This is a genomic window from Paenibacillus lutimineralis (assembly GCF_003991425.1).
Classification (GTDB): domain Bacteria; phylum Bacillota; class Bacilli; order Paenibacillales; family Paenibacillaceae; genus Fontibacillus; species Fontibacillus lutimineralis.
Window position 1 is genome coordinate 912925 of sequence record NZ_CP034346.1, and the last position, 20204, is coordinate 933128.

Below are 20204 nucleotides of genomic sequence, written 5' to 3' on the forward strand. Positions count from 1 at the left end.
ACTTGACAGAAATTTTAAACGTCACTTGCGTGATCGTTTTAAATTTTGTCTTTGATCCTTGAAAACTGGATATACGAAACGAAATTTGCGTTTTAGAAACATTCCTTTAAGCTGAACTTGTGTCAAACAAGTTTATAGATTAGTGGTTTGATATTTTCCCTTTGGGAAAAATCATGGTTAAGCTACTAAGAGCACACGGAGGATGCCTAGGCACTAGGAGCCGAAGAAGGACGTGGCGAACAACGATACTGCCTCGGGGAGCTGTAAGCAAGCGCCGATCCGAGGATGTCCGAATGGGGAAACCCGGCTGGATTAATCTCCAGTCACTCATACCTGAATACATAGGGTATGAAGAGGCATACCAGGGGAACTGAAACATCTAAGTACCCTGAGGAAGAGAAAACAATAGTGATTCCGTCAGTAGCGGCGAGCGAACGCGGAACAGCCCAAACCAGGGAGCTTGCTCTCTGGGGTTGTAGGACGTCTCACATGGAGTTACCAAGGATTAGGGTAGGCGAAGAGGTCTGGAAAGGCCCGCTAAAAGAGGTAAAAGCCCTGTAGCCGAAATTCTAATCCCTCCGAGACGGATCCTGAGTAGTGCGGGGCACGTGAAACCCCGTATGAATCCGGCAGGACCATCTGCCAAGGCTAAATACTCCCTAGTGACCGATAGTGAAGCAGTACCGTGAGGGAAAGGTGAAAAGCACCCCGGAAGGGGAGTGAAATAGATCCTGAAACCGTGTGCTTACAAGAAGTCAGAGTCCTCTATATGGATGATGGCGTGCCTTTTGTAGAATGAACCGGCGAGTTACGTTTGCAAGCAAGGTTAAGTCGAGAAGACGGAGCCGCAGCGAAAGCGAGTCTGAATAGGGCGAATTAGTTTGTAGGCGTAGACCCGAAACCGTGTGATCTACCCCTGTCCAGGGTGAAGGTGCGGTAACACGCACTGGAGGCCCGAACCCACGTACGTTGAAAAGTGCGGGGATGAGGTGGGGGTAGCGGAGAAATTCCAATCGAACTCGGAGATAGCTGGTTCTCCCCGAAATAGCTTTAGGGCTAGCCTCGGAAAGAAGAGTCGTGGAGGTAGAGCACTGATTGGGTGCGGGGCCCGCCAAGGGTTACCAAGCTCAGTCAAACTCCGAATGCCATAGACTTATTATCCGGGAGTCAGACAGTGAGTGCTAAGATCCATTGTCAAAAGGGAAACAGCCCAGACCATCAGCTAAGGTCCCCAAGTGTGTGTTAAGTGGGAAAGGATGTGGAGTTGCACAGACAACCAGGATGTTGGCTTAGAAGCAGCCACCATTTAAAGAGTGCGTAATAGCTCACTGGTCGAGTGACTCTGCGCCGAAAATGTAACGGGGCTAAACACACCACCGAAGCTATGGCTTGATACTATGTATCAGGGGTAGGGGAGCGTTGTATGCGGATTGAAGTTGGACCGGAAGGACTGGTGGACTGCATACAAGTGAGAATGCCGGTATGAGTAACGAAAAGATCAGTGAGAATCTGATCCGCCGAAAGCCCAAGGTTTCCTGAGGAAGGTTCGTCCGCTCAGGGTAAGTCGGGACCTAAGGCGAGGCCGAAAGGCGTAGTCGAAGGACAACAGGTTGAAATTCCTGTACCACCGTAAACCGCTATGAGCAATGGGGTGACGCAGGAGGGTAGTGACGCGAGCTGATGGATGCTCGTCCAAGCAGTGAGGCTGATGTGTAGGCAAATCCGCACATCGATAAGGCTGGGCTGTGATGGGGAGGGAAAATTTATAGTACCGAAGGTCATGATCTCACACTGCCAAGAAAAGCCTCTAGCCAGGTGAAGGTGCCCGTACCGCAAACCGACACAGGTAGGCGAGAAGAGAATTCTAAGGCGCGCGGAAGAACTCTCGTTAAGGAACTCGGCAAAATGACCCCGTAACTTAGGGAGAAGGGGTGCCCCGGTAGTGTGAATAGCACGAGGGGGCCGCAGTGAAAAGGCCCAAGCGACTGTTTAGCAAAAACACAGGTCTGTGCGAAGCCGCAAGGCGAAGTATACGGGCTGACGCCTGCCCGGTGCTGGAAGGTTAAGGGGAGTGGTTAGGGATTCGTCCCGAAGCTATGAACCGAAGCCCCAGTAAACGGCGGCCGTAACTATAACGGTCCTAAGGTAGCGAAATTCCTTGTCAGGTAAATTCTGACCCGCACGAATGGCGTAACGACTTGGGCGCTGTCTCAACGAGAGATCCGGTGAAATTTTAATACCTGTGAAGATGCAGGTTACCCGCGACAAGACGGAAAGACCCCATGGAGCTTTACTGCAGCTTGATATTGGACTTTGATACGATTTGTACAGGATAGGTGGGAGCCTAGGAAGCCGGAGCGCCAGCTTCGGTGGAGGCGCCGTTGGGATACCACCCTGATCGTGTCGGAGTTCTAACCTAGTACCGTGATCCGGTGCGGGGACAGTGTCAGGCGGGCAGTTTGACTGGGGCGGTCGCCTCCTAAAGAGTAACGGAGGCGCCCCAAGGTTCCCTCAGAATGGTTGGAAATCATTCGAAGAGTGCAAAGGCAAAAGGGAGCTTGACTGCGAGACTGACAAGTCGAGCAGGGACGAAAGTCGGGCTTAGTGATCCGGTGGTACCGCATGGAAGGGCCATCGCTCAACGGATAAAAGCTACCCTGGGGATAACAGGCTTATCTCCCCCAAGAGTCCACATCGACGGGGAGGTTTGGCACCTCGATGTCGGCTCATCGCATCCTGGGGCTGAAGTAGGTCCCAAGGGTTGGGCTGTTCGCCCATTAAAGCGGTACGCGAGCTGGGTTCAGAACGTCGTGAGACAGTTCGGTCCCTATCTGTCGTGGGCGTAGGAAATTTGAGAGGAGCTGTCCTTAGTACGAGAGGACCGGGATGGACGCACCGCTGGTGCACCAGTTGTTCCGCCAGGAGCATAGCTGGGTAGCTAAGTGCGGAAGGGATAAGCGCTGAAAGCATCTAAGCGTGAAGCCCCCCTCAAGATGAGATTTCCCAACTAGTAAGACCCCTTGAAGACGACGAGGTTGATAGGCCTGAGGTGGAAGTGCAGCAATGTATGGAGCTGACAGGTACTAATCGGTCGAGGGCTTATCCAATATCTTAAATGCAAAATGAGTTTCGTATCCAGTTTTCAGGGAGCAAACCTGTATATTGAGTGATTCAAGTGATTACTTAATAGAAGATTGCTTTCAGCATTTGGCGATGCTGATGCCTGAACCAAGACGCATAACCTTTTAATAAGGGATTGCAGGATTTCGAGAAGCAAAAGCTTCGACAAATCACGTTTGGTGGCGATGGCGGAGGGGTTCCACACGTACCCATCCCGAACACGACCGTTAAGCCCTCTAGCGCCGATGGTACTTGGACCGAAGGGTCCTGGGAGAGTAGGAAGCCGCCAAGCAATAAGAACCACTACCGATAACCGGTGGTGGTTTTTTTATCCCCAAGTGGATAACTGACAATGGAGATCAACGCTAGCCTATGGTTATCCTCAAATTGTACACAGTTGTTCACATTTTCCTCTGTATAGATCTGATATTCATCAGCCTAACATTGAAATATATCAATTTAGCATGAACTATGCACAGTCTTATTCACATATTCAGTTGATATATCAGTAATATATATTTATATCCACATAAAAGAAGCAACATCTACTCAATCCACGAATATATTATCCACAGTTTAGAGCTAACTGACTGAGGTATAATCTAAGGAAATTTATTTGTTGTAGAGGACAAGGTGATATTTGTATCTAAATGAATTAAATGTTAATTTCCTTAAAGAATACCATTCGAATACGAGAAAACAGCATAAGTGCATCTTTTAAGATAAATAATTGTCTGTTTCTATGTAATTCCTGCATAAGTGCAGGCTTTTTTTATTATTTCTTTGGAATTGAGAGGACAGTCCAGAAAAAACTGTATTATTGCAGTTTTTTCTAATCTTGAGTCGATATTTTCGAGAAATAACTGCATTTTTGCAAGAATTTTTCTTTAGGGGTATTACAAATAGGACATTATATGGTCGCCGATTCCATGAATATTGAAAGTATTCGCGCATTTGTCTCCTATAAAGCGTTGTTGGTGCTATGTTACGATTTCCGTAGATATCAATATTTTAGAAAATCGCAGGCTGGCTTGCTGACGGAGGGCCGGTCCGATCAGATAGGAGACGGAAGTGTGATGACAAAATTGCATGAGAGTATTTACGACAAGACCGGCGCCGATATTCCTTGCGCACTGCAAACACTGGCAAATCGTTACGTAGCCGATAATCCGGCTGAGCCTTACCGGTATCGTGCCTTTAACCGCGAAGGCATGCAGCGTGCTAATGACTTTCGTTATGTGTTTAACTTGGGTGAGCGGTTCCCTGAGGCTGAGATTGGACAAATTTCCTACGCGTGGGGCATGATGTGGTGCGATCATCCGAACACGGAGATGACTTGGCTCACTACAGCTTGGGGACCGCTCGAGGTATTTGTTAATGGCCACAGTATTTACCGGTCCTTGCCGGGCGATGAGCGGCCGAAGGTGAAACGGGAATGTCGCGCTTTACTTAACACAGGCTGGAATGATATTGTGCTGAAATTTACGAAGACGCGGGCTGGCTTTGGAGGTCTCTTCGGCACAACAAGCAGCAAATGGGTGATTTTCAATTCGATCATTGCCTCCCGCGAGAGAAGCGGCCAAGAAGGGTGGTTATTCAGCAAGCCACTCGATGAAGCCGTAGAAGAACTGCCGGTTGCTGGACAATCGGAATTTGCAGGAGCAATGCAATGGTATCCGAATCTAGACTGGACGGAAGAACAGAAGCAGATGACATCGCTGGAGAGATTATACGGCAGCCCAGACGGATTAACAGCCTTCGCTTGGTCGAAATTCCATGCGAATAATGTGGCAAGTCGAATTTATCGCATTATAGGTAACAGCTTAGGTCCTACAGTTCTGTTCATAGATGGCGTGGAGAAGTACCGCTGCGAACAAGCTGGAAGTTTCGATCTGGAGATGGAATTGTCCTATGGTCCGCATCAATTAGTGATTCGCGATGCTGCGGCTTCTTCCTGGGGTTCGACAGTAACCGTAATGTCGGGGGATGAGACTGTTCTGCTGGAGCAGCCAGTCCCTGTTCACGGATATTCGGGGGCATGGTTGTATTTAGGTCCGTTTGCAGATCAATATATCCCCGATATAACTGAGCTGATAGAGCTGCATCGCGTTCACGAGGATGGCGGACAAGGGACTTACTGGCGTGGAGATATGCCTGGAACCTGGATCCGGCCTTATCTGGAGGCTCCGCTATTTGGAAAGTGGAATTACCCTGTTGGTGTAACGCTGTACGGATTGGCACAGATGGGCAGAACGCTGGAACGTCCTGATCTCGTAGCATATGCCGCAGACCACGTCGCTCAGACTGTAAGATGGTATTCCTATACCAAGTGGGACTATGAACAGTACAAAGGTACAGGGATTAATCAATCCATTGCAGATATCGACAGCCTGGACGATTGTGGTTCTTTCGGTTCTACCATGCTTGAACTGTACCGGGATCATAAGCAGATAAGCGGGGTAGAGGATCTAGCCGGAGTCATCGGAACTCATATGAGCGAGGCGCAGGAGCGGCTACCTGATGGAGCGTTCTATCGCAAGCATGGTCAAGGGGAGGATACGATGTGGGCGGATGACCTCTATATGAGCGTCCCTTTCCTATGTCGTTACTATGAACTAACCGGCAATGAGAAGTATATCAATGATGCGGCGAGACAATTTCTGCTGTTCCGAGAGTACTTATATATTCCTGAGGAAAAGCTGATGTCCCATGTGTACGATTTTGAGCAGGGTTTAGCGACAGGAGTGCCTTGGGGTCGCGGAAATGGCTGGGTATTGTTCTCCTTGTCCGAGCTTCTGAGCGTTCTGCCAGAGGAACACCCGGAACGGGAAAAATTGCTGGGAATGTTCCGTACATTAAGCGCTGGCTATCTTGCTCATCAAAGCGAGGAGGGGCTATGGCGCCAAGTAATCAATGAACCGGATGCTTACCTGGAGACATCCTGCACAGCGATGTTTATCTATGCTTATGCACGTGGTGTACGAAATGGCTGGCTGAACGATAAGGCCTCTTATTCCAACAGCGCTATTCAAGCCTGGAGCGGCCTGACTCGGCACAGTATCGATGCACGTGGAAATCTATACGGAGTATGCCGCGGTTCAGGCTATTCACATTCCAGTCGATACTACAAGTATGATTTGCTGCCGCAGCTCAATGACACACATGGGATCGGCATCGTTATGCTGGCCGGCGTGGAATTGCTGCGATTGATCGAATGGCTACAAATACCATAGGATTAATAAAAGAATATGCATTGACAGTCTCCCTCTTGTCATGTATTATGGTCTGAGGTTGTTAACATGGTCCGGACCATGAACGAACTTTATATTACTTTCGTATAACCTCGCAGATAGCCGATTGACGGTTAGAACGGGCGAGGGTTTCTACAGGAAGCCGTAACTTCCTAACTACGATATAGAGAATTCATTACTGATTCTTATATCGTAGTTAGGATTTTTTGCGTTTTCTGGATTCAAATGCTATCAAGGGGGAGCAATAGGAAATGAAAATGAAGTACTTATTATCCGTATTTATCGGTGCTAGCAGTTATGGCATATTGTCGACCATAGTTGTACTTGCCTACGGACATGGCTACCAGCTTGGTGAAGTGGTAGGCACCCAACTGCTGACAGGCTGCATTCTAGCATGGATGCTGGCTCTATATACCAAGCTTAAAGAGAGACGCAAGCTGCGGGAAGAACAGGGTAAGCCAGGAGGCTCCGTGAATGCAACAGCAGATGCCTCGTCGAAGCTGACCTGGAAGCAGAGATTGCTGCTTATGTTAGTCGGAACACCTACCGCCATAACGGGCCTAGTATATTATCATTCATTGCAATATATCCCGGCATCATTGGCAATTATATTATTATTCCAATTCACATGGATTACCGTGTTGATTCAAGCGATCATCAAGCGCCAACGTCCTAATAGGGTTACGCTGTTCACACTTGTATTACTGTTTGGTGGAACACTGCTGGCCGCTGGGCTAACGGGGCAGGCAGGAGGCCGGTTCTCTGCAATCGGGATCACATTCGGATTACTCGCGGCCGTGAGCTACTCCATGTTTGTTCTCTTTAGCGGTAAGGCGATGACATCGATTAAACCAGTTTATCGCAGTGCCTGGATGATTACGGGTGGACTCGTGCTAGTCTTTATACTATTCCCACCGCATTTCTTGTTTAATGGTCTGCTGTGGAGCCAGTTGTTGGTGTTCGGGTTCCTGCTCGGTTTCTTCGGAGCATTCATACCTCCCGTATTGTTCGCGATTGGCGTACCTCATATCGGCGAGGATATGGCCGGGATTCTAGGAGCAGTTGAGCTTCCAGTCGCGGTATTGCTCTCTTCTCTGGTTCTCCATGAGCAGGTGACGATGCTGCAATGGATAGGCGTTATTGTTGTTCTGCTCGGCGTCATCTTCCCTCAGCTCACTAAGCTAAGAATGAGAGCCACGGGCGAGAGACGGTTGACATAATCCACAGATTTCTATCATTTATAAGCCGTCTTCGGTCTGCGAAATACAGACTGGAGGCGGCTTTGCTTTTTTGACATTTTCTATTATGATCAAAAGAGAGCACAGCAAAAATCAAAAATCGACAAACTCCCTCGTTATTTTTAGGTATTATTAGGAATAGAATAATGAACTGACATTAACTCGAAAGTAGGGGATTGAAGTGGGGATCTTTGATAAATTGAAGGATGGCGCAGCCAAAGCGGCAGACTTGGCCAAGGATTCTGTGGAGATTGCCAAGATCAATTCGCAAATCTCCAGCAAGCGGAAAGAAATTGAAAAGAGCTATTTATTGATCGGTAAAGAGGTCTACGAAGCTTATACCAAAAAACAGCTGGATACGCTTGAGTCCCTCGTACAGGAGCAGAGCAATTTGATCCATGGACTTGAGGAAGAAGTCGAGCAATTGGAATATAAGATTAGAGAGATTAAGGATGAGAAGGAATGTGTCTGTGGCAGAGTGGTGCCTATGGATACGAAATTCTGCCCCTCCTGTGGACACCAATTCGAGGAGATTACCAAGTTAGTTCCTGTCGAAGAAGAGGCCGCTAGTGAGGTGCTTGTCATTCAGAAGCATTGCGGCACCTGCCATACTGTTGTGAATGAGACGGATCTTTTTTGCGAGAAGTGCGGAAATCGGTTAGCCCCTTAGAATGATCAGGTCGCAGCGAGGGAGATCCTGATCCCTTATAGAGGTTGTTTAAAAAGTCCCCCTTTGATAAGAAAACCGATCGAAGTCATTCAAGATGAGCGACCGCGATTCAAAGGTAGGTTTTCTTGCGATATAGAATTTCATCAACTCCGTTGTTAACGAATAAATTCTATATCTAACACGAAGTAACACGGAGAGCTTATTCGACATCGAATCTTGAATTCAGCCGGGCCTTAGCGGATGCTTACGAAGTCATGTTTCCTACGGAAACATCTCAGGTGCTCACGTACCCACTACGTACGCTTCGCTCCTCGGGCCCTAGCTTCATCCAACCTTCTCGGTGCTGAAAGTCGGACTTTTTAAACATGCACTTATTAAGAATAGATGGATAACTATTGAAGCAGGTTGATGGCCATATGGTTATCGGCCTGTTTTTGCTTGATTGTTCTTTTTTGCACATACTAAATATTTCAGTTCATGTACAATATAACGGTGTAGAATTTAAGAATCCGCAATTTTAAGCTCATGGAGGTTGTCGCAAGGAATGAAGCCTATTATAAACGTAGCCAAATCTTTTGGAATCGATGAGAAATATCTTGAACTGTACGGAAAATATAAATGCAAGATTGACCTGCAAATACGAGAGGATCTACGGGACCGTCCAGACGGTAAGCTAGTGCTCGTGACAGCGATGAACCCTACGCCTGCCGGGGAAGGGAAGACGCTGACGACGATCGGTCTTTCCCAAGCGTTAAATGCTATCGGCATTCCTACGATCGCTGCGCTTAGAGAGCCATCCCTCGGCCCTTGCTTCGGTATGAAGGGTGGGGCGACTGGTAGTGGCAAGGCGGAAATTTTGCCGGCTGAAGATATTAATTTGCATTTTACCGGGGATATTCATGCCATCACTGCAGCGCATAACCTGCTGTCTGCAATGATCGAGAATCATATCTATCACGGAAATAAGCTGCAGATCGATACGCAGAAAATTGTATGGAAGCATGCGATGGATATGAATGACCGCAGCCTGCGGCGAATTGTGTGTGGCATTGGCGACGGTAATGGAAGCGTGCATGAATCTGGCTTTATGATCACGACAGCCTCAGAAATTATGGCCGTTCTCTGCTTAAGCGAGGATCTATCGGATCTCAGACAGCGGCTCGGGCGGATTATTGCTGCCTATAATATGGCGGGAGAGGCGGTCACGGCGGAGCAGATCGGTGCTGTCGATTCTATGACCGTACTGCTGAAGGATGCCATCAAGCCGAATATGGTGCAGACCGCAGAAGGAACTCCTGTCTTCGTTCATGGCGGCCCATTCGCCAACATTGCCCACGGTTGCAGCAGCGTGATCGGTACCAAGACGGCACTGAAGCTAGCAGATATTGTGGTGACCGAAGCAGGATTCGGTGCTGATCTAGGGGCAGAGAAGTTTTTTGATATCAAATGTCGCCAGTCCAGACTTGACCCAGCCGCAGCAGTGCTTGTGGTGACGATTAAGGCACTGAAATATAACGGTGGAGTATCCAAGAATGAATTAGATGACCTGAACGTAGCTGCGCTTCAGGCTGGACTCGCCAATATGGAGCGGCATATTGAGAATATCCGCAAATTCAGGGTGCCTGTTATGGTCGCTATTAACCACTTTGCACATGATCATGACGAGGAAGTAGCGTTTGTCGTTGATCACTGCCGCCGTCTTGGGGTGAGAGCTGAGGTATCTGATGTGTGGGCGGAAGGTGGCGCTGGTGGCCAGCGGATAGCCGAGACACTACGGGATATTTTGCAGAATGAGACGAGCAGCTTCGCCCCTCTATACACGAATGACAGCAGCCTAATGGATAAAATAGAGACGATCATCCGTCAAATTTACCGTGGTGCCGGGGCACACCTGACTCCATCCGCTTTTAAGAAGCTGGAGCAGATCGAGCATCTCGGATATAGTAATATGCCGGTATGTATGGCGAAAACGCCTTATTCTTTCTCCGATCAGCCTGCATTGCTCGGTGCGCCGGAAGGCTTTACCGTACAGGTCAAAGATATTACGCTGTCGGCTGGAGCGGGCTTCGTTGTCGTCCATACCGGGAACATCGTCACGATGCCTGGATTGCCGAAGGTTCCGGCAGCAGAGCGAATCTATCTGGATGAGTCGGGAAAAGTGAATGGATTAGTATAAATAAAGGTGGAACAATCTGGATTTCCAAGGTACTCTTATACCTATAGGGTGTCCGACGATAATAATCGGGACACGAAATGGGGGAATCCTATGGAAATCAGACAATTGGTTGCAGAAGAATTCGATATTAGCATGGATTTGGGAGAATATGCGTTTCAGTACAAGTTGTCTCCTGTTGAACGGACTGAACGGAGAACCCGTTTCAAGCCGGAGCAGACTTGGGGAGCTTTTGAGAATGGGCAGTTGCTCGCGAAGCTTGTGCTTCTGCCGTTGCAAATCTATATTCATGGCAAGCCCTTTGATATGGGCGGCCTCGCCGGAGTATCTTCCTGGCCGGAGAATCGTCGCAGTGGCTTGGTGCGCGGTTTGCTTACCCAGGCGTTAAACGTTATGAAAGATCAGGGCCAGATGATCTCTTGTCTGAATCCCTTCTCCTTCGCTTATTATCGTAAGTTCGGTTGGGAGCTAATGACCGAGCATCGGAAATATACCCTTCCGGTGAATCAATTTCCGGCGCGCAAGAACTTTGAGGGCAGAGTCAGAAGAGATCTGAGGGACGTCGCGCTGTTGGACCAAATATACAGGCCTTTTGCGCAGAGATATAATGGTACGCTCCTGCGTGATCGCGATTGGTGGGAGAGGTCGGTACTGGATGAGGATGGACATGATGTTGTCTATTTCTCGGAGAATGGCACTCCACAAGGATACGCTCTTTACAATGTTGCGAACCGTGAGCTGACAATCGAGGAATTTGTCTACCATAACGAGATGGCCCGTGAAGCATTGTGGACATACTTCGCTAACCACGATTCCATGGTGAATCAAGCGGTGATCCAATTCGTCCCCATGGATGATTTCTTGCCATACCTGCTCGATAACCCGCGCTTCAATCAGGAGATTATTCCTTATTTCATGGCCCGGATTGTCGATGCCGCTCCGTTTATTAATGATTATCCATTCCAGGCATCGGAGGCAGAGACTACACTTAAGCTGCAGATTGAAGATACGACAGCGCCGTGGAACCATGGGGTTTGGCAGCTTCACGTATCGCCTGAGGGAAGAGGGCAACTAAGCAAGATTGGCGAAGCTTCGGCTGAAGCCGAGCTCACTTGTGATATCCAGACCTTGACGACGATGCTCATAGGATATAGACGTCCGCAAGAAATGTACCGTTACGGCCGATTGGCCGGGAAGGAGACAGGCGTTGCCGCGCTGGAGCGCATCATTCCACACGGAACGACTTATCTGATGGACTCATTTTAATTTCGTAGACAGCCATTCTTTTCTACTTAAGAAAGGGATGGCTGTTTTGTCTGAACTGGGGAGATTCCGTCTAGTGTGACACATCAGTCTTGTCCTTGCCTATTCAACGCGATCTCGATAAAATAGAAGAAATCAATCTTCCGAATGGGTAAAAAAGAAGATAAAGTTCAATAATTGGCCGATTGAAAGGGGATAGGGCACTTGTCAACCATACAAGGGATGGGGAAGACACTCCTAAATATACACAGTAATCTGAACGGGCTTACCAAGGCCGAGCAAAAAGTGGCGCAATATATTCTGGATAACGCCTCCGATATTATTTATCATTCCGTGACCGAGTTGGCGGAAAAAGCCGATGTTGGAGAAACAACGGTGCTGCGTTTATGCCGGAAGTTAAAGTTTCAAGGATTTCAAGATTTCAAGTTGTCATTGGCGCAGGATCTGGTGAAGCCGATCGATAATTTGCATCAAGAAATAACAGAGGATGATGATTCGACTGCGTTGAATGAGAAAATAATAGCCAATCATATCCGCACCTTGGAGCAGACAAGAGAACTAGCGGTTTCCGATCAGTTAGGTAAAGCGATCAATGCGTTGCTCCGGGCTCGCTGTATTTATTTCTTTGGCGTCGGTTCGTCTGGATTAACAGCGATGCAAGCGGCACATAGCTTCTCGAGAATTGGCAAACTAAGCAGCGCCAAAGTGGATACTCATTTTCAAGCTATGGAAGCAGCCTTAATGACCAAGGATGACGTGGCAGTCGGTATTTCGATCTCCGGAAGCACGAAGGATACGATTGAAAATTTGACCTTGGCTAAAAAGACGGGCGCAACTGTCATCGCCATCACAAGCAATGCCCGTTCTCCAATTACGAAGGTTGCGGATATCAGCTTGCTGATGATCGCCAGGGAGAATCCACTGCAAGGCAGCTCCCTCTCCGCCAAAATCTCACAGCTGGCCGTCATCGATATTCTGAATGTGGCCGTTTCGCTGCAAATGAAGGACGAGGCGCTAAAAACCAGAGAAATAACAGCCCGAGCAATTTCCGAGAAACTTTATTAGAGCCAATCCTACGTAATATCGCAAAAGAGATTACTTTTACAGAGAGAGCCTTTTTAGGCTCTTTTTTTTGTTGTGACTCCCATTTTTATAAAAGGGAAAGCATACAATTACCTAAAAGAAATAATCTTTTATTATTTAATAAATAGTGGAGAATTTCTCCAAACCATGTTACAATGAACCTGTGAGAGAGGAGAATGTCTCCATTGTGACTGATCCATCCGGAAAAATTAACCGAACATTTACGAAAGTGGCATAACTATTCAAGTTTGTTATGTAAGCGCTTTACGAAACTCGGATTGATGGGTTCAAAGTCATCTCTTCTCTTGACTATAGAAAGATAGATTATAAAGATGAGAGGGTGTTAGGACATGAGTTTCAAAGGAAGAAGATTGATTTCATTATTATTGACGTCAATGTTGATGGTGGGTCTATTGGCGGCGTGTGGTTCGGGTTCGTCTGGTAATAAGGAGGCGGCTCCGAACGGCAACAGCGATGGTGCAAAGGCAGGGGAACAAGTCACTGTAGAGTTCTGGACGATCTCACTGCAGCCGACCTTCAATGATTACTTCGACAAATTGATTGCTGAATTTGAATCCCAGAATCCGAATGTCAAGATTGATTGGAAGGACTACCCTTACGATGCCGTACTAAACAAACTAATGACGAATATCTCGGGTGGCGATGCACCGGATGTAGTAAACCTTAATACGGAACTTGCCAATCAGATGGGAACGAAGGACGCATTGGTTGACTTTAACCAAGAGCTGACGGCAGAACAGAAAGCGGCTTATTTCCCAGGAATCTACTCCTCAACGGAGATGAACGGCAAAGCATTCGCGCTCCCTTGGTATACGGGTCTGCCAGTCTTATTCATGAATAAAGATCTGGTGGAGAAAGCAGGACTTAATCCAGACAATCCACCGAAGACGAAGCAGGAGTTGAACGAATGGGGACGTCAAATCAAAGAGAAAACTGGAGCCTACGGTTACATTTTCACGATGGAGGCGCGCACTCTGTTAGAAGAGAACTTGCCATTCCTGTCTGACGATTATAAGAAGGCAGCTTTCAATACACCGGAAGTAGAAGAGTATATCAACGAGAACCTACAGTTGTTGAAAGACGGCGTCATTCCAAAAGACATCATCAATTACGATAAACAAGTACAATACTTCGCAAGTGAGCAAGTGGCTATGTCCTTGTCCAGCTCTCCGTTCATTAACAAGATCAAGACAGCGGCGCCGGACGTTTACAACAAAATGCTTGCCGTTCCAAGTCCGGTTGGCAAAGCGGGCATCCGCTATTCCAACACGATGAACATCGTTGTGCCTTCGGCAACAAAACATAAGAAAGAAGCGGTAGACTTCGCTGTATTCGTCTCCAATGCAGCCAATCAGCTTGAATTCTCGAAGATCGCAAATACATTGCCTTCCACAGTAGAGAGTGCCAAGGATCCGTTCTTCTCGGAGAATGATGGAACTCTGGAAGGGATGGCCAAGACTGTATCTGCAGTCAGCCTCGATAAAGCCGAGGATTTCTACATCGGCGTTGAGAGTGCTAAAGACGTTAATGAGAAAGTTACTAAAGCATTGCAGGAAATTTATTTGAACGGTGCTGATGCGAAGAAGACATTGACTCAAGCTGAGAATGAAGTGAACAAAATCTTGGGCAACTAAATACATCAAGTTGGGCAGGCTCGTCCTGCCCGATTCTTCTAGATATAGAATTTATAAAGGCGGTGGAGGATACTATCATGAAAAGGACACCCTTCTTTACCAGATTCGGCAAGTCAGAAGCGTCAGTTGCTTGGTTCTTCATGGCACCGGGTTTGATCCTACTGGCCCTTTTTGTCTTTTGGCCGATTATTTACAGCGTACCGCTGGCGCTGACGAATTACTCCGTTATAGGCAAGACCGAATTTGTCGGTTTTGATAATTTCGTCAAAGCATTACAGGATAGGAGCTACATTACGTCACTGGTCAACTCGCTTCTATATGTAATTGTTGTACCATTTATTCAGATCTTCTCTATTCTTATGGCGATTCTAGTCAACAGCAATGTCAAAGGAATTAAAATCTTCCGTACTGCTTATTACATTCCTGTAGTCACTTCCATGGTTGCAGTAGCGCTTATTTGGGGCTGGCTGCTCAACCAGAATGGGGTCATAAACTATGTGCTGTCCAGTGTAGGTTTAATGAAAGAGCGAATTACCTGGTTGTCCAACAAAGATACAGCACTGTGGACACTGATGTTCATTACGATGTGGAAGGGCCTTGGCTACTATATGATGATTTATTTGGCAGGATTGCAATCCATTCCAAAGGATCTGGTAGAGGCTGCGATGATCGATGGCGCGAACCGAATGCAGACAATTCGTAAAATTACAATTCCGCTGCTGAAGCCGTATGTATTTTTCTGCACGCTTATTTCACTAATGGCGGCAATCCGTGTGTTCGATGAAGTGTTCATCCTGACGATGGGTGGACCGGGGGATGCAACTTTAACATCGAGCTTGTATATTTATAAGCAGGGTTTCCAGCAATTTAATTTTGGCTACTCTTCGGCACTTGGTTTAATTGTCAGCGTCATGATTGCCGTGCTTAGTATCGTCATCTTCAGATTCAACCGGAAGGGTGGTGTCAATCCATATTAATGGATGCATGATATGAGAAGAAAACCACTTCGTTTTACGAAATCATTATTGTTGTATGGAGCTTTGATTCTGCTTGCCATTTTTATGATGGGACCATTTCTATGGATACTCAGTGTGTCGCTCATGCCCGGCAAGAATGTGTTCAGCTCTCCGCCGGCGATCTTCCCGACATTTATCGACTTCGATAATTACGTCCAAGTGTGGAATTACATGGACTTTCCAAGATATTTAATGAATACCGTCATTATTGCTCTGATGGGTGTCGTTATGAACATCTTCTTCTCCTGTCTAACGGCCTATCCACTCGCCGTATTTCGGTTCAAAGGACGGGATCTTATCTTTGCCTTACTGGTGATGACGATGATTATCCCAGCTGCAGCCGGGATGGTCGTCAACTACTTAACGGTGAAGGCACTAGGTCTGATGGGTGGGTTCCTTGCAGTCGTGCTTCCTTCGGCGGTTACCGTGTTCAATATATTCCTAATGAGACAGGCGTTTATGGGCATGCCTCATGAGCTGCGCGATTCCGGTAAAGTGGACGGGGCTAGCGAATTTCGAATTTGGCTGCAATTATCCCTACCGATTGTGAAGCCGGCGATTGCCGTTATCGGGCTATTGGAGTTTCAGGGGATGTGGAATAGCTTCCTCTGGCCGATGATTGTGCTGAATGATACGAAGCAATATCCGATCGCGTCCGCACTCAGCTTTTTAAATGGACAATTTGCCTATAATTTCGGTTGGATCGCCGCTGGGACCGTCATTTCGGTTATACCGATTATCATCGTGTTCCTGTGCACCCAGAAATATTATATGGAAGGTGTATCCGGAGCAGTTAAGGGATAGGAGGACGCTACTCACATGAAAAAAATTATATATATTCCGCTGGACGAACGTCCGTGCAATTACGACTTTCCGGCGTTTCTTGCCGCGGGAACGGATTATCATGTCGTCCGCCCGGATTTGAGTATTATGGGGCTTAAGAAGCGCCCCGGAGACATCGAACAGCTATGGGCCTGGCTATTCGAGCAGGCGCAAGATGCAGACGGAGCGATTGTGGCCCTGGACACATTGCTATACGGAGGAATTATCCCCTCGCGTCTGCATGGGCTGACGGAGGAACAATGCGGGGAGCAATTGGAGAGGCTCCGTCAATTGAAGCGGATCAACCCGGATTTGCACGTATTTGCTTATCAGCTCATTATGCGTTGCCCGCGCTATTCCAGCAGTGATGAAGAACCGGATTATTACGAGAATTGGGGCAGGGAGATTTTTCGGCGCGGATACATCCGCCATCGGTTGGAGCTGGGCATTGCGACAGAAGAAGAGCAGAGTGAGTTGCAGCAGATTGAGATGACTTTGCCTGAATCTATATGGCAGGATTACACGGGGCGCCGGGCTGTCAATTTGGTAGCGAATAAACGGGCGATTGATTTGGTGCAGGACGGGGCCGTCGACTTCATGATCATCCCACAGGATGACTCAGCTCCTTATGGTCTGACCGCGGTGGACCAGCAGCACGTTCGCGAGTATGTCAAGAAGTGTCAGCAGCAGCTATCCATCTATATGTATCCCGGGGCCGACGAAGTGGGATGTACGCTTCTTGCCCGAATGATCAATCATTTTGAGCGTCGTAAGCCGCGGGTGCATGTTCATTTTGCCAGTGTGCAAGGGCCATTAGTGATACCTTTATATGAAGACCGCGTACTATATGAATCGGTCAAATATCAGATTATGGCGGCCGGAGGGCTAATGTCACCTTCTCTAGCAGAAGCCGATATGGCCCTGTGCATCAATACACCGGGCGAGAGTATGATGGAGTCGAATGATCAAGGACGGCCTTATTTGGGGTATCAGGTATACCGGAATCTTGTTGAACTGATCGAGATGGCCGATGATATTGTTCATCGTCTCGGTAAGCCTTGTGTTATCGCCGATGTTGCCTTTGCCAACGGAGCAGATCTTGAACTGCTGCAGCTGCTTCGCGATAAGAAGCTGTTGTTCGAGCTGGCCGGTTATGCAGGCTGGAATACTAGTGGCAACACGCTCGGGACCTGTATTGCGCAAGGCTTGATCTATGCCGTATATGGCAATACGCAGCAGCATCGCGATTTCCTGTCACTACGATATGTGGAGGATGGAGGCTATTGTGCCTCCGTGCGCAGGGATGTAAGTGACCAGGTGTTGCCTGGTATGGGATACAATTATTTCTCTATCGACGGTCAACGGGGACAAATTGCTGAACGGGTCAGAGCTGAATTGACTCAGTTCATCGAGAATCATTTGAATGACCCAGAGAATAATTATGAGATCGTGATCGACGATTGCTATATGCCTTGGAGCCGGATGTTCGAGGTCGGATTGAAGACGCATGTCCGTGATACAAAGTAAGGGTTCGAACTTCGCTAATGCTGCGAGGATCTACACATTTGCAAATAACAGAAGAGGCGCAAGAACAGCTCAAGTTGTGCTGGACGCGCCGGAGAAGGAGCCAGCGAGAGATGGGTAACGAGCGAATGACAGACGTCGTCGTCCTTGGCGGCGGGTTGGGCGGATGCATGGCTGCTTTGGCTGCAGCCAAAATGGGCGTGCGTGTGATCATGACAGAGGAGACGGATTGGCTCGGCGGTCAGCTGACAAGTCAGGCGGTTCCGCCGGATGAACATCAATGGATTGAGGAATTTGGCTGCACAGAGACGTACCGCGAGTTCCGAGACCGGGTGCGTGCTTATTATCAAGAGAACTATCCGATGACGGAAGAAGCAAAGAATAATGAGCTTCTTAATCCCGGCAACGGTTGGGTGAGTCGCTTATGCCATGAGCCTAAGGTGGCGCTGCGCGTCATCGAGGATATGCTGGCCCCGTATGTGAACAGCGGTCGTATCACGGTAATGTATCATTTCCAACCGACTGCCGCCTCCGTGAACGAGGATCAGATAGAGAGTGTAACCGTCACGAATATAAACTCAGGTGAAGAAGTCGTGCTAAGGGGAGCATACTTCATCGATGCTACGGAATGCGGGGATGTATTGCCATTAGCGGGAGTTGAATATGTAACAGGTGCCGAGTCTAGGCATGAGACTGGGGAGCCGCATGCACTGGAAGAGGCGAATCCGCTCGATATGCAGTCGATTACCCACGTGTTTGCACTCGATTATGTAGAGGGCGGCAATTTCACAATTGAGAAGCCAGAGCAATATGATTTCTGGCGCCAGTTCGTGCCGAAGCATACGAATATTCCACTGTTAAGCTGGTTTGCGAATGATACGGATGACGCGGAGAAAATGAAGGAGTTTACGCTATTTCCAGGCGGCACAGACGCTTCCGGGCGGGAGCTTCTGTCACTGTGGACGTATCGTCGTATCATCGACCCGTCTTTAATCGAGACTGGGCTATATGAAAGTGACATCACCTTGATCAATTGGCCACAGAATGATTATTTTTTGGGTTCTATTATTGACGTTTCTGAAGCAGAACGGCAGGAGCATCTGGCGAACGCCAGACAGTTAAGTCTCTCGCTGGTCTACTGGCTCCAGACGGAGACGCCTCGCCCGGACGGTGGGAAAGGTTATCCGGGCATCCGGCTGCGCACGGATGTTCTGGGTACGGAGGACGGACTGGCGAAATATCCGTATATCCGCGAGTCGCGCCGGATCAAAGCAATGTATGCCATCAAAGAGCAGGATGTCAGTAAGGAAGTCCGCGGGGAACAAGGGATTTGCCGTTATGACGATAGCGTCGGCGTAGGCAGCTATCATCTGGATGTTCATCTGACGACTGTCACGAACCGGACGTTCTATATACCGAATTATCCGTACGAGATTCCGCTCGGGGCGCTGCTGCCGATCCGGGTCAAAAATTTACTTCCCGCTTGCAAAAATATCGGCACCACTCAAATTACGAACGGATGCTACCGCCTTCACCCGACAGAATGGAATATCGGGGAGTCGGTCGGTTATTTAGCAGCCTATGCGCTACAGAACCAAGTGACACCGCGTGAAGTGCGCGCTAATACGGAGCATCTTCGGGCGTATCAAGCACTGATTCAAAGGCAAGGGGTACAAATCCACTGGCCAGATGATCTGGTTCTTTAACATCGATAGAGCAGAATAAATCAGCAGCCAGCCACTCTTTTGTTAATGGCTATGTTAAATTCTACTGTTGATAATTGACCATAATAAAGCCGCCTTTTTACCAGGGCGGCTTTATTATGCTATCGTATCCGTTAGCGTAAGAAAGACTGTCGACAAGTGCCGACAGTCAATGGTCTTGTTACACGATTGAAGTAAACGTATTATTTCACCATCTACTACTTCTTCACTGACTTTTTTAAATCCTAATGAATCATACAAGCACTCAGCAATTTGATGATTGGGTCTATGTCCAATCATCAATCTCTTGCAGTTCATCATACTCATTAATTCAATCAACTTTTCCATTGCCGCTTTACCGTAGCCTTTGCCCTGATACTTCTCATCAATCATTATGGCAGGTATCCAGTAGTTTTCGTCCTTATCGGGTTTCGTACAAAAAACAATAAAACCGACTAAATCATCATCCCGATAAACAGCACGCAATTCAAAATCATCAACATATTTAGATTCTGCAATCCAATAAACAACTGGTGCTGGAAAAACATTAAGTTGCTCTGTCTTTACTTTAAGCTGTGTACACTCATACCAGTTCTCAACAGACACTGGCTTTAGATTAATCACCATAGAAAATTCCTCCCGAAGTTTACTTCACAGAGGAATTTTGGGTTCTCCTCTGTGACTAA

General features: G+C 47.8%; 13 protein-coding genes, 2 rRNA genes and 1 riboswitch. Of the genes, 14 read left to right on the forward strand and 1 reads right to left on the reverse strand.

Features of this window, described 5'->3' with window-relative positions; translation table 11 throughout:
* The first annotated feature begins 175 nt into the window (after positions 1 to 175).
* From EI981_RS03885 to EI981_RS03945, 14 genes are all read left to right on the forward strand, one after another.
* Positions 176 to 3107 (forward strand): 23S ribosomal RNA (locus EI981_RS03885).
* Between the two features lie 188 nt (positions 3108 to 3295).
* A 5S ribosomal RNA gene (gene rrf / locus EI981_RS03890) occupies positions 3296 to 3412 on the forward strand.
* A 637-nt stretch (positions 3413 to 4049) separates the two neighbouring features.
* The gene (locus EI981_RS03895) at positions 4050 to 6353 is read left to right on the forward strand and encodes a glycoside hydrolase family 88/105 protein (protein ID WP_162616071.1); all 2304 of its coding nucleotides are present in this window, start codon (positions 4050 to 4052) and stop codon (positions 6351 to 6353) included.
* Positions 6354 to 6433: 80 nt separating this feature from the next.
* Positions 6434 to 6550: riboswitch (purine riboswitch) on the forward strand.
* Between the two features lie 78 nt (positions 6551 to 6628).
* Positions 6629 to 7591: an EamA family transporter gene (locus EI981_RS03900; RefSeq protein ID WP_127004318.1), complete on the forward strand. Its 963-nt coding sequence runs from the start codon at positions 6629 to 6631 to the stop codon at positions 7589 to 7591.
* A 199-nt stretch (positions 7592 to 7790) separates the two neighbouring features.
* Complete coding sequence (locus EI981_RS03905; protein WP_126995634.1) at positions 7791 to 8279, forward strand: zinc ribbon domain-containing protein; 489 nt, start codon at positions 7791 to 7793, stop codon at positions 8277 to 8279.
* Between the two features lie 544 nt (positions 8280 to 8823).
* The gene (locus EI981_RS03910; protein WP_126995636.1) at positions 8824 to 10455 is read left to right on the forward strand and encodes a formate--tetrahydrofolate ligase; all 1632 of its coding nucleotides are present in this window, start codon (positions 8824 to 8826) and stop codon (positions 10453 to 10455) included.
* Positions 10456 to 10545: 90 nt separating this feature from the next.
* Positions 10546 to 11718, forward strand: a complete 1173-nt coding sequence (locus tag EI981_RS03915) for a GNAT family N-acetyltransferase (RefSeq protein ID WP_126995638.1) — start codon at positions 10546 to 10548, stop codon at positions 11716 to 11718.
* A 201-nt stretch (positions 11719 to 11919) separates the two neighbouring features.
* Entirely contained in the window at positions 11920 to 12780 is an 861-nt protein-coding gene (locus tag EI981_RS03920) for a MurR/RpiR family transcriptional regulator (protein WP_227011678.1), read from the forward strand.
* A gap of 413 nt (positions 12781 to 13193) precedes the next feature.
* Positions 13194 to 14453 carry an ABC transporter substrate-binding protein gene (locus EI981_RS03925; RefSeq protein WP_227011679.1) on the forward strand — a complete coding sequence of 420 codons (1260 nt, stop codon included), beginning with the start codon at positions 13194 to 13196 and terminating at the stop codon, positions 14451 to 14453.
* 77 nt (positions 14454 to 14530) lie between these two features.
* Positions 14531 to 15430 (forward strand): carbohydrate ABC transporter permease, encoded by a 900-nt coding sequence (locus EI981_RS03930; protein WP_126995642.1) that lies wholly within the window; start codon positions 14531 to 14533, stop codon positions 15428 to 15430.
* Between the two features lie 12 nt (positions 15431 to 15442).
* Positions 15443 to 16273: a carbohydrate ABC transporter permease gene (locus EI981_RS03935; protein ID WP_227011680.1), complete on the forward strand. Its 831-nt coding sequence runs from the start codon at positions 15443 to 15445 to the stop codon at positions 16271 to 16273.
* Between the two features lie 15 nt (positions 16274 to 16288).
* Positions 16289 to 17818, forward strand: coding sequence for a DUF4127 family protein (locus EI981_RS03940; RefSeq protein WP_126995646.1), 1530 nt, complete (start codon positions 16289 to 16291; stop codon positions 17816 to 17818).
* Entirely contained in the window at positions 17805 to 17936 is a 132-nt protein-coding gene (locus EI981_RS29950) for a hypothetical protein (protein WP_257792028.1), read from the forward strand. Before EI981_RS03940 ends, EI981_RS29950 begins: the two co-directional genes overlap by 14 nt.
* A complete protein-coding gene (locus EI981_RS03945) occupies positions 17929 to 19521 on the forward strand; it encodes an FAD-dependent oxidoreductase (protein ID WP_126995648.1) in 1593 nt (530 codons plus the stop codon). The genes EI981_RS29950 and EI981_RS03945 overlap by 8 nt, the downstream gene beginning before the upstream one ends.
* A gap of 114 nt (positions 19522 to 19635) precedes the next feature.
* Here EI981_RS03945 and EI981_RS03950 read toward each other — a convergent pair whose 3' ends face one another.
* Positions 19636 to 20145: a GNAT family N-acetyltransferase gene (locus EI981_RS03950; RefSeq protein WP_126995651.1), complete on the reverse strand. Its 510-nt coding sequence runs from the start codon at positions 20143 to 20145 to the stop codon at positions 19636 to 19638.
* Between the last annotated feature and the right edge of the window lie 59 nt (positions 20146 to 20204).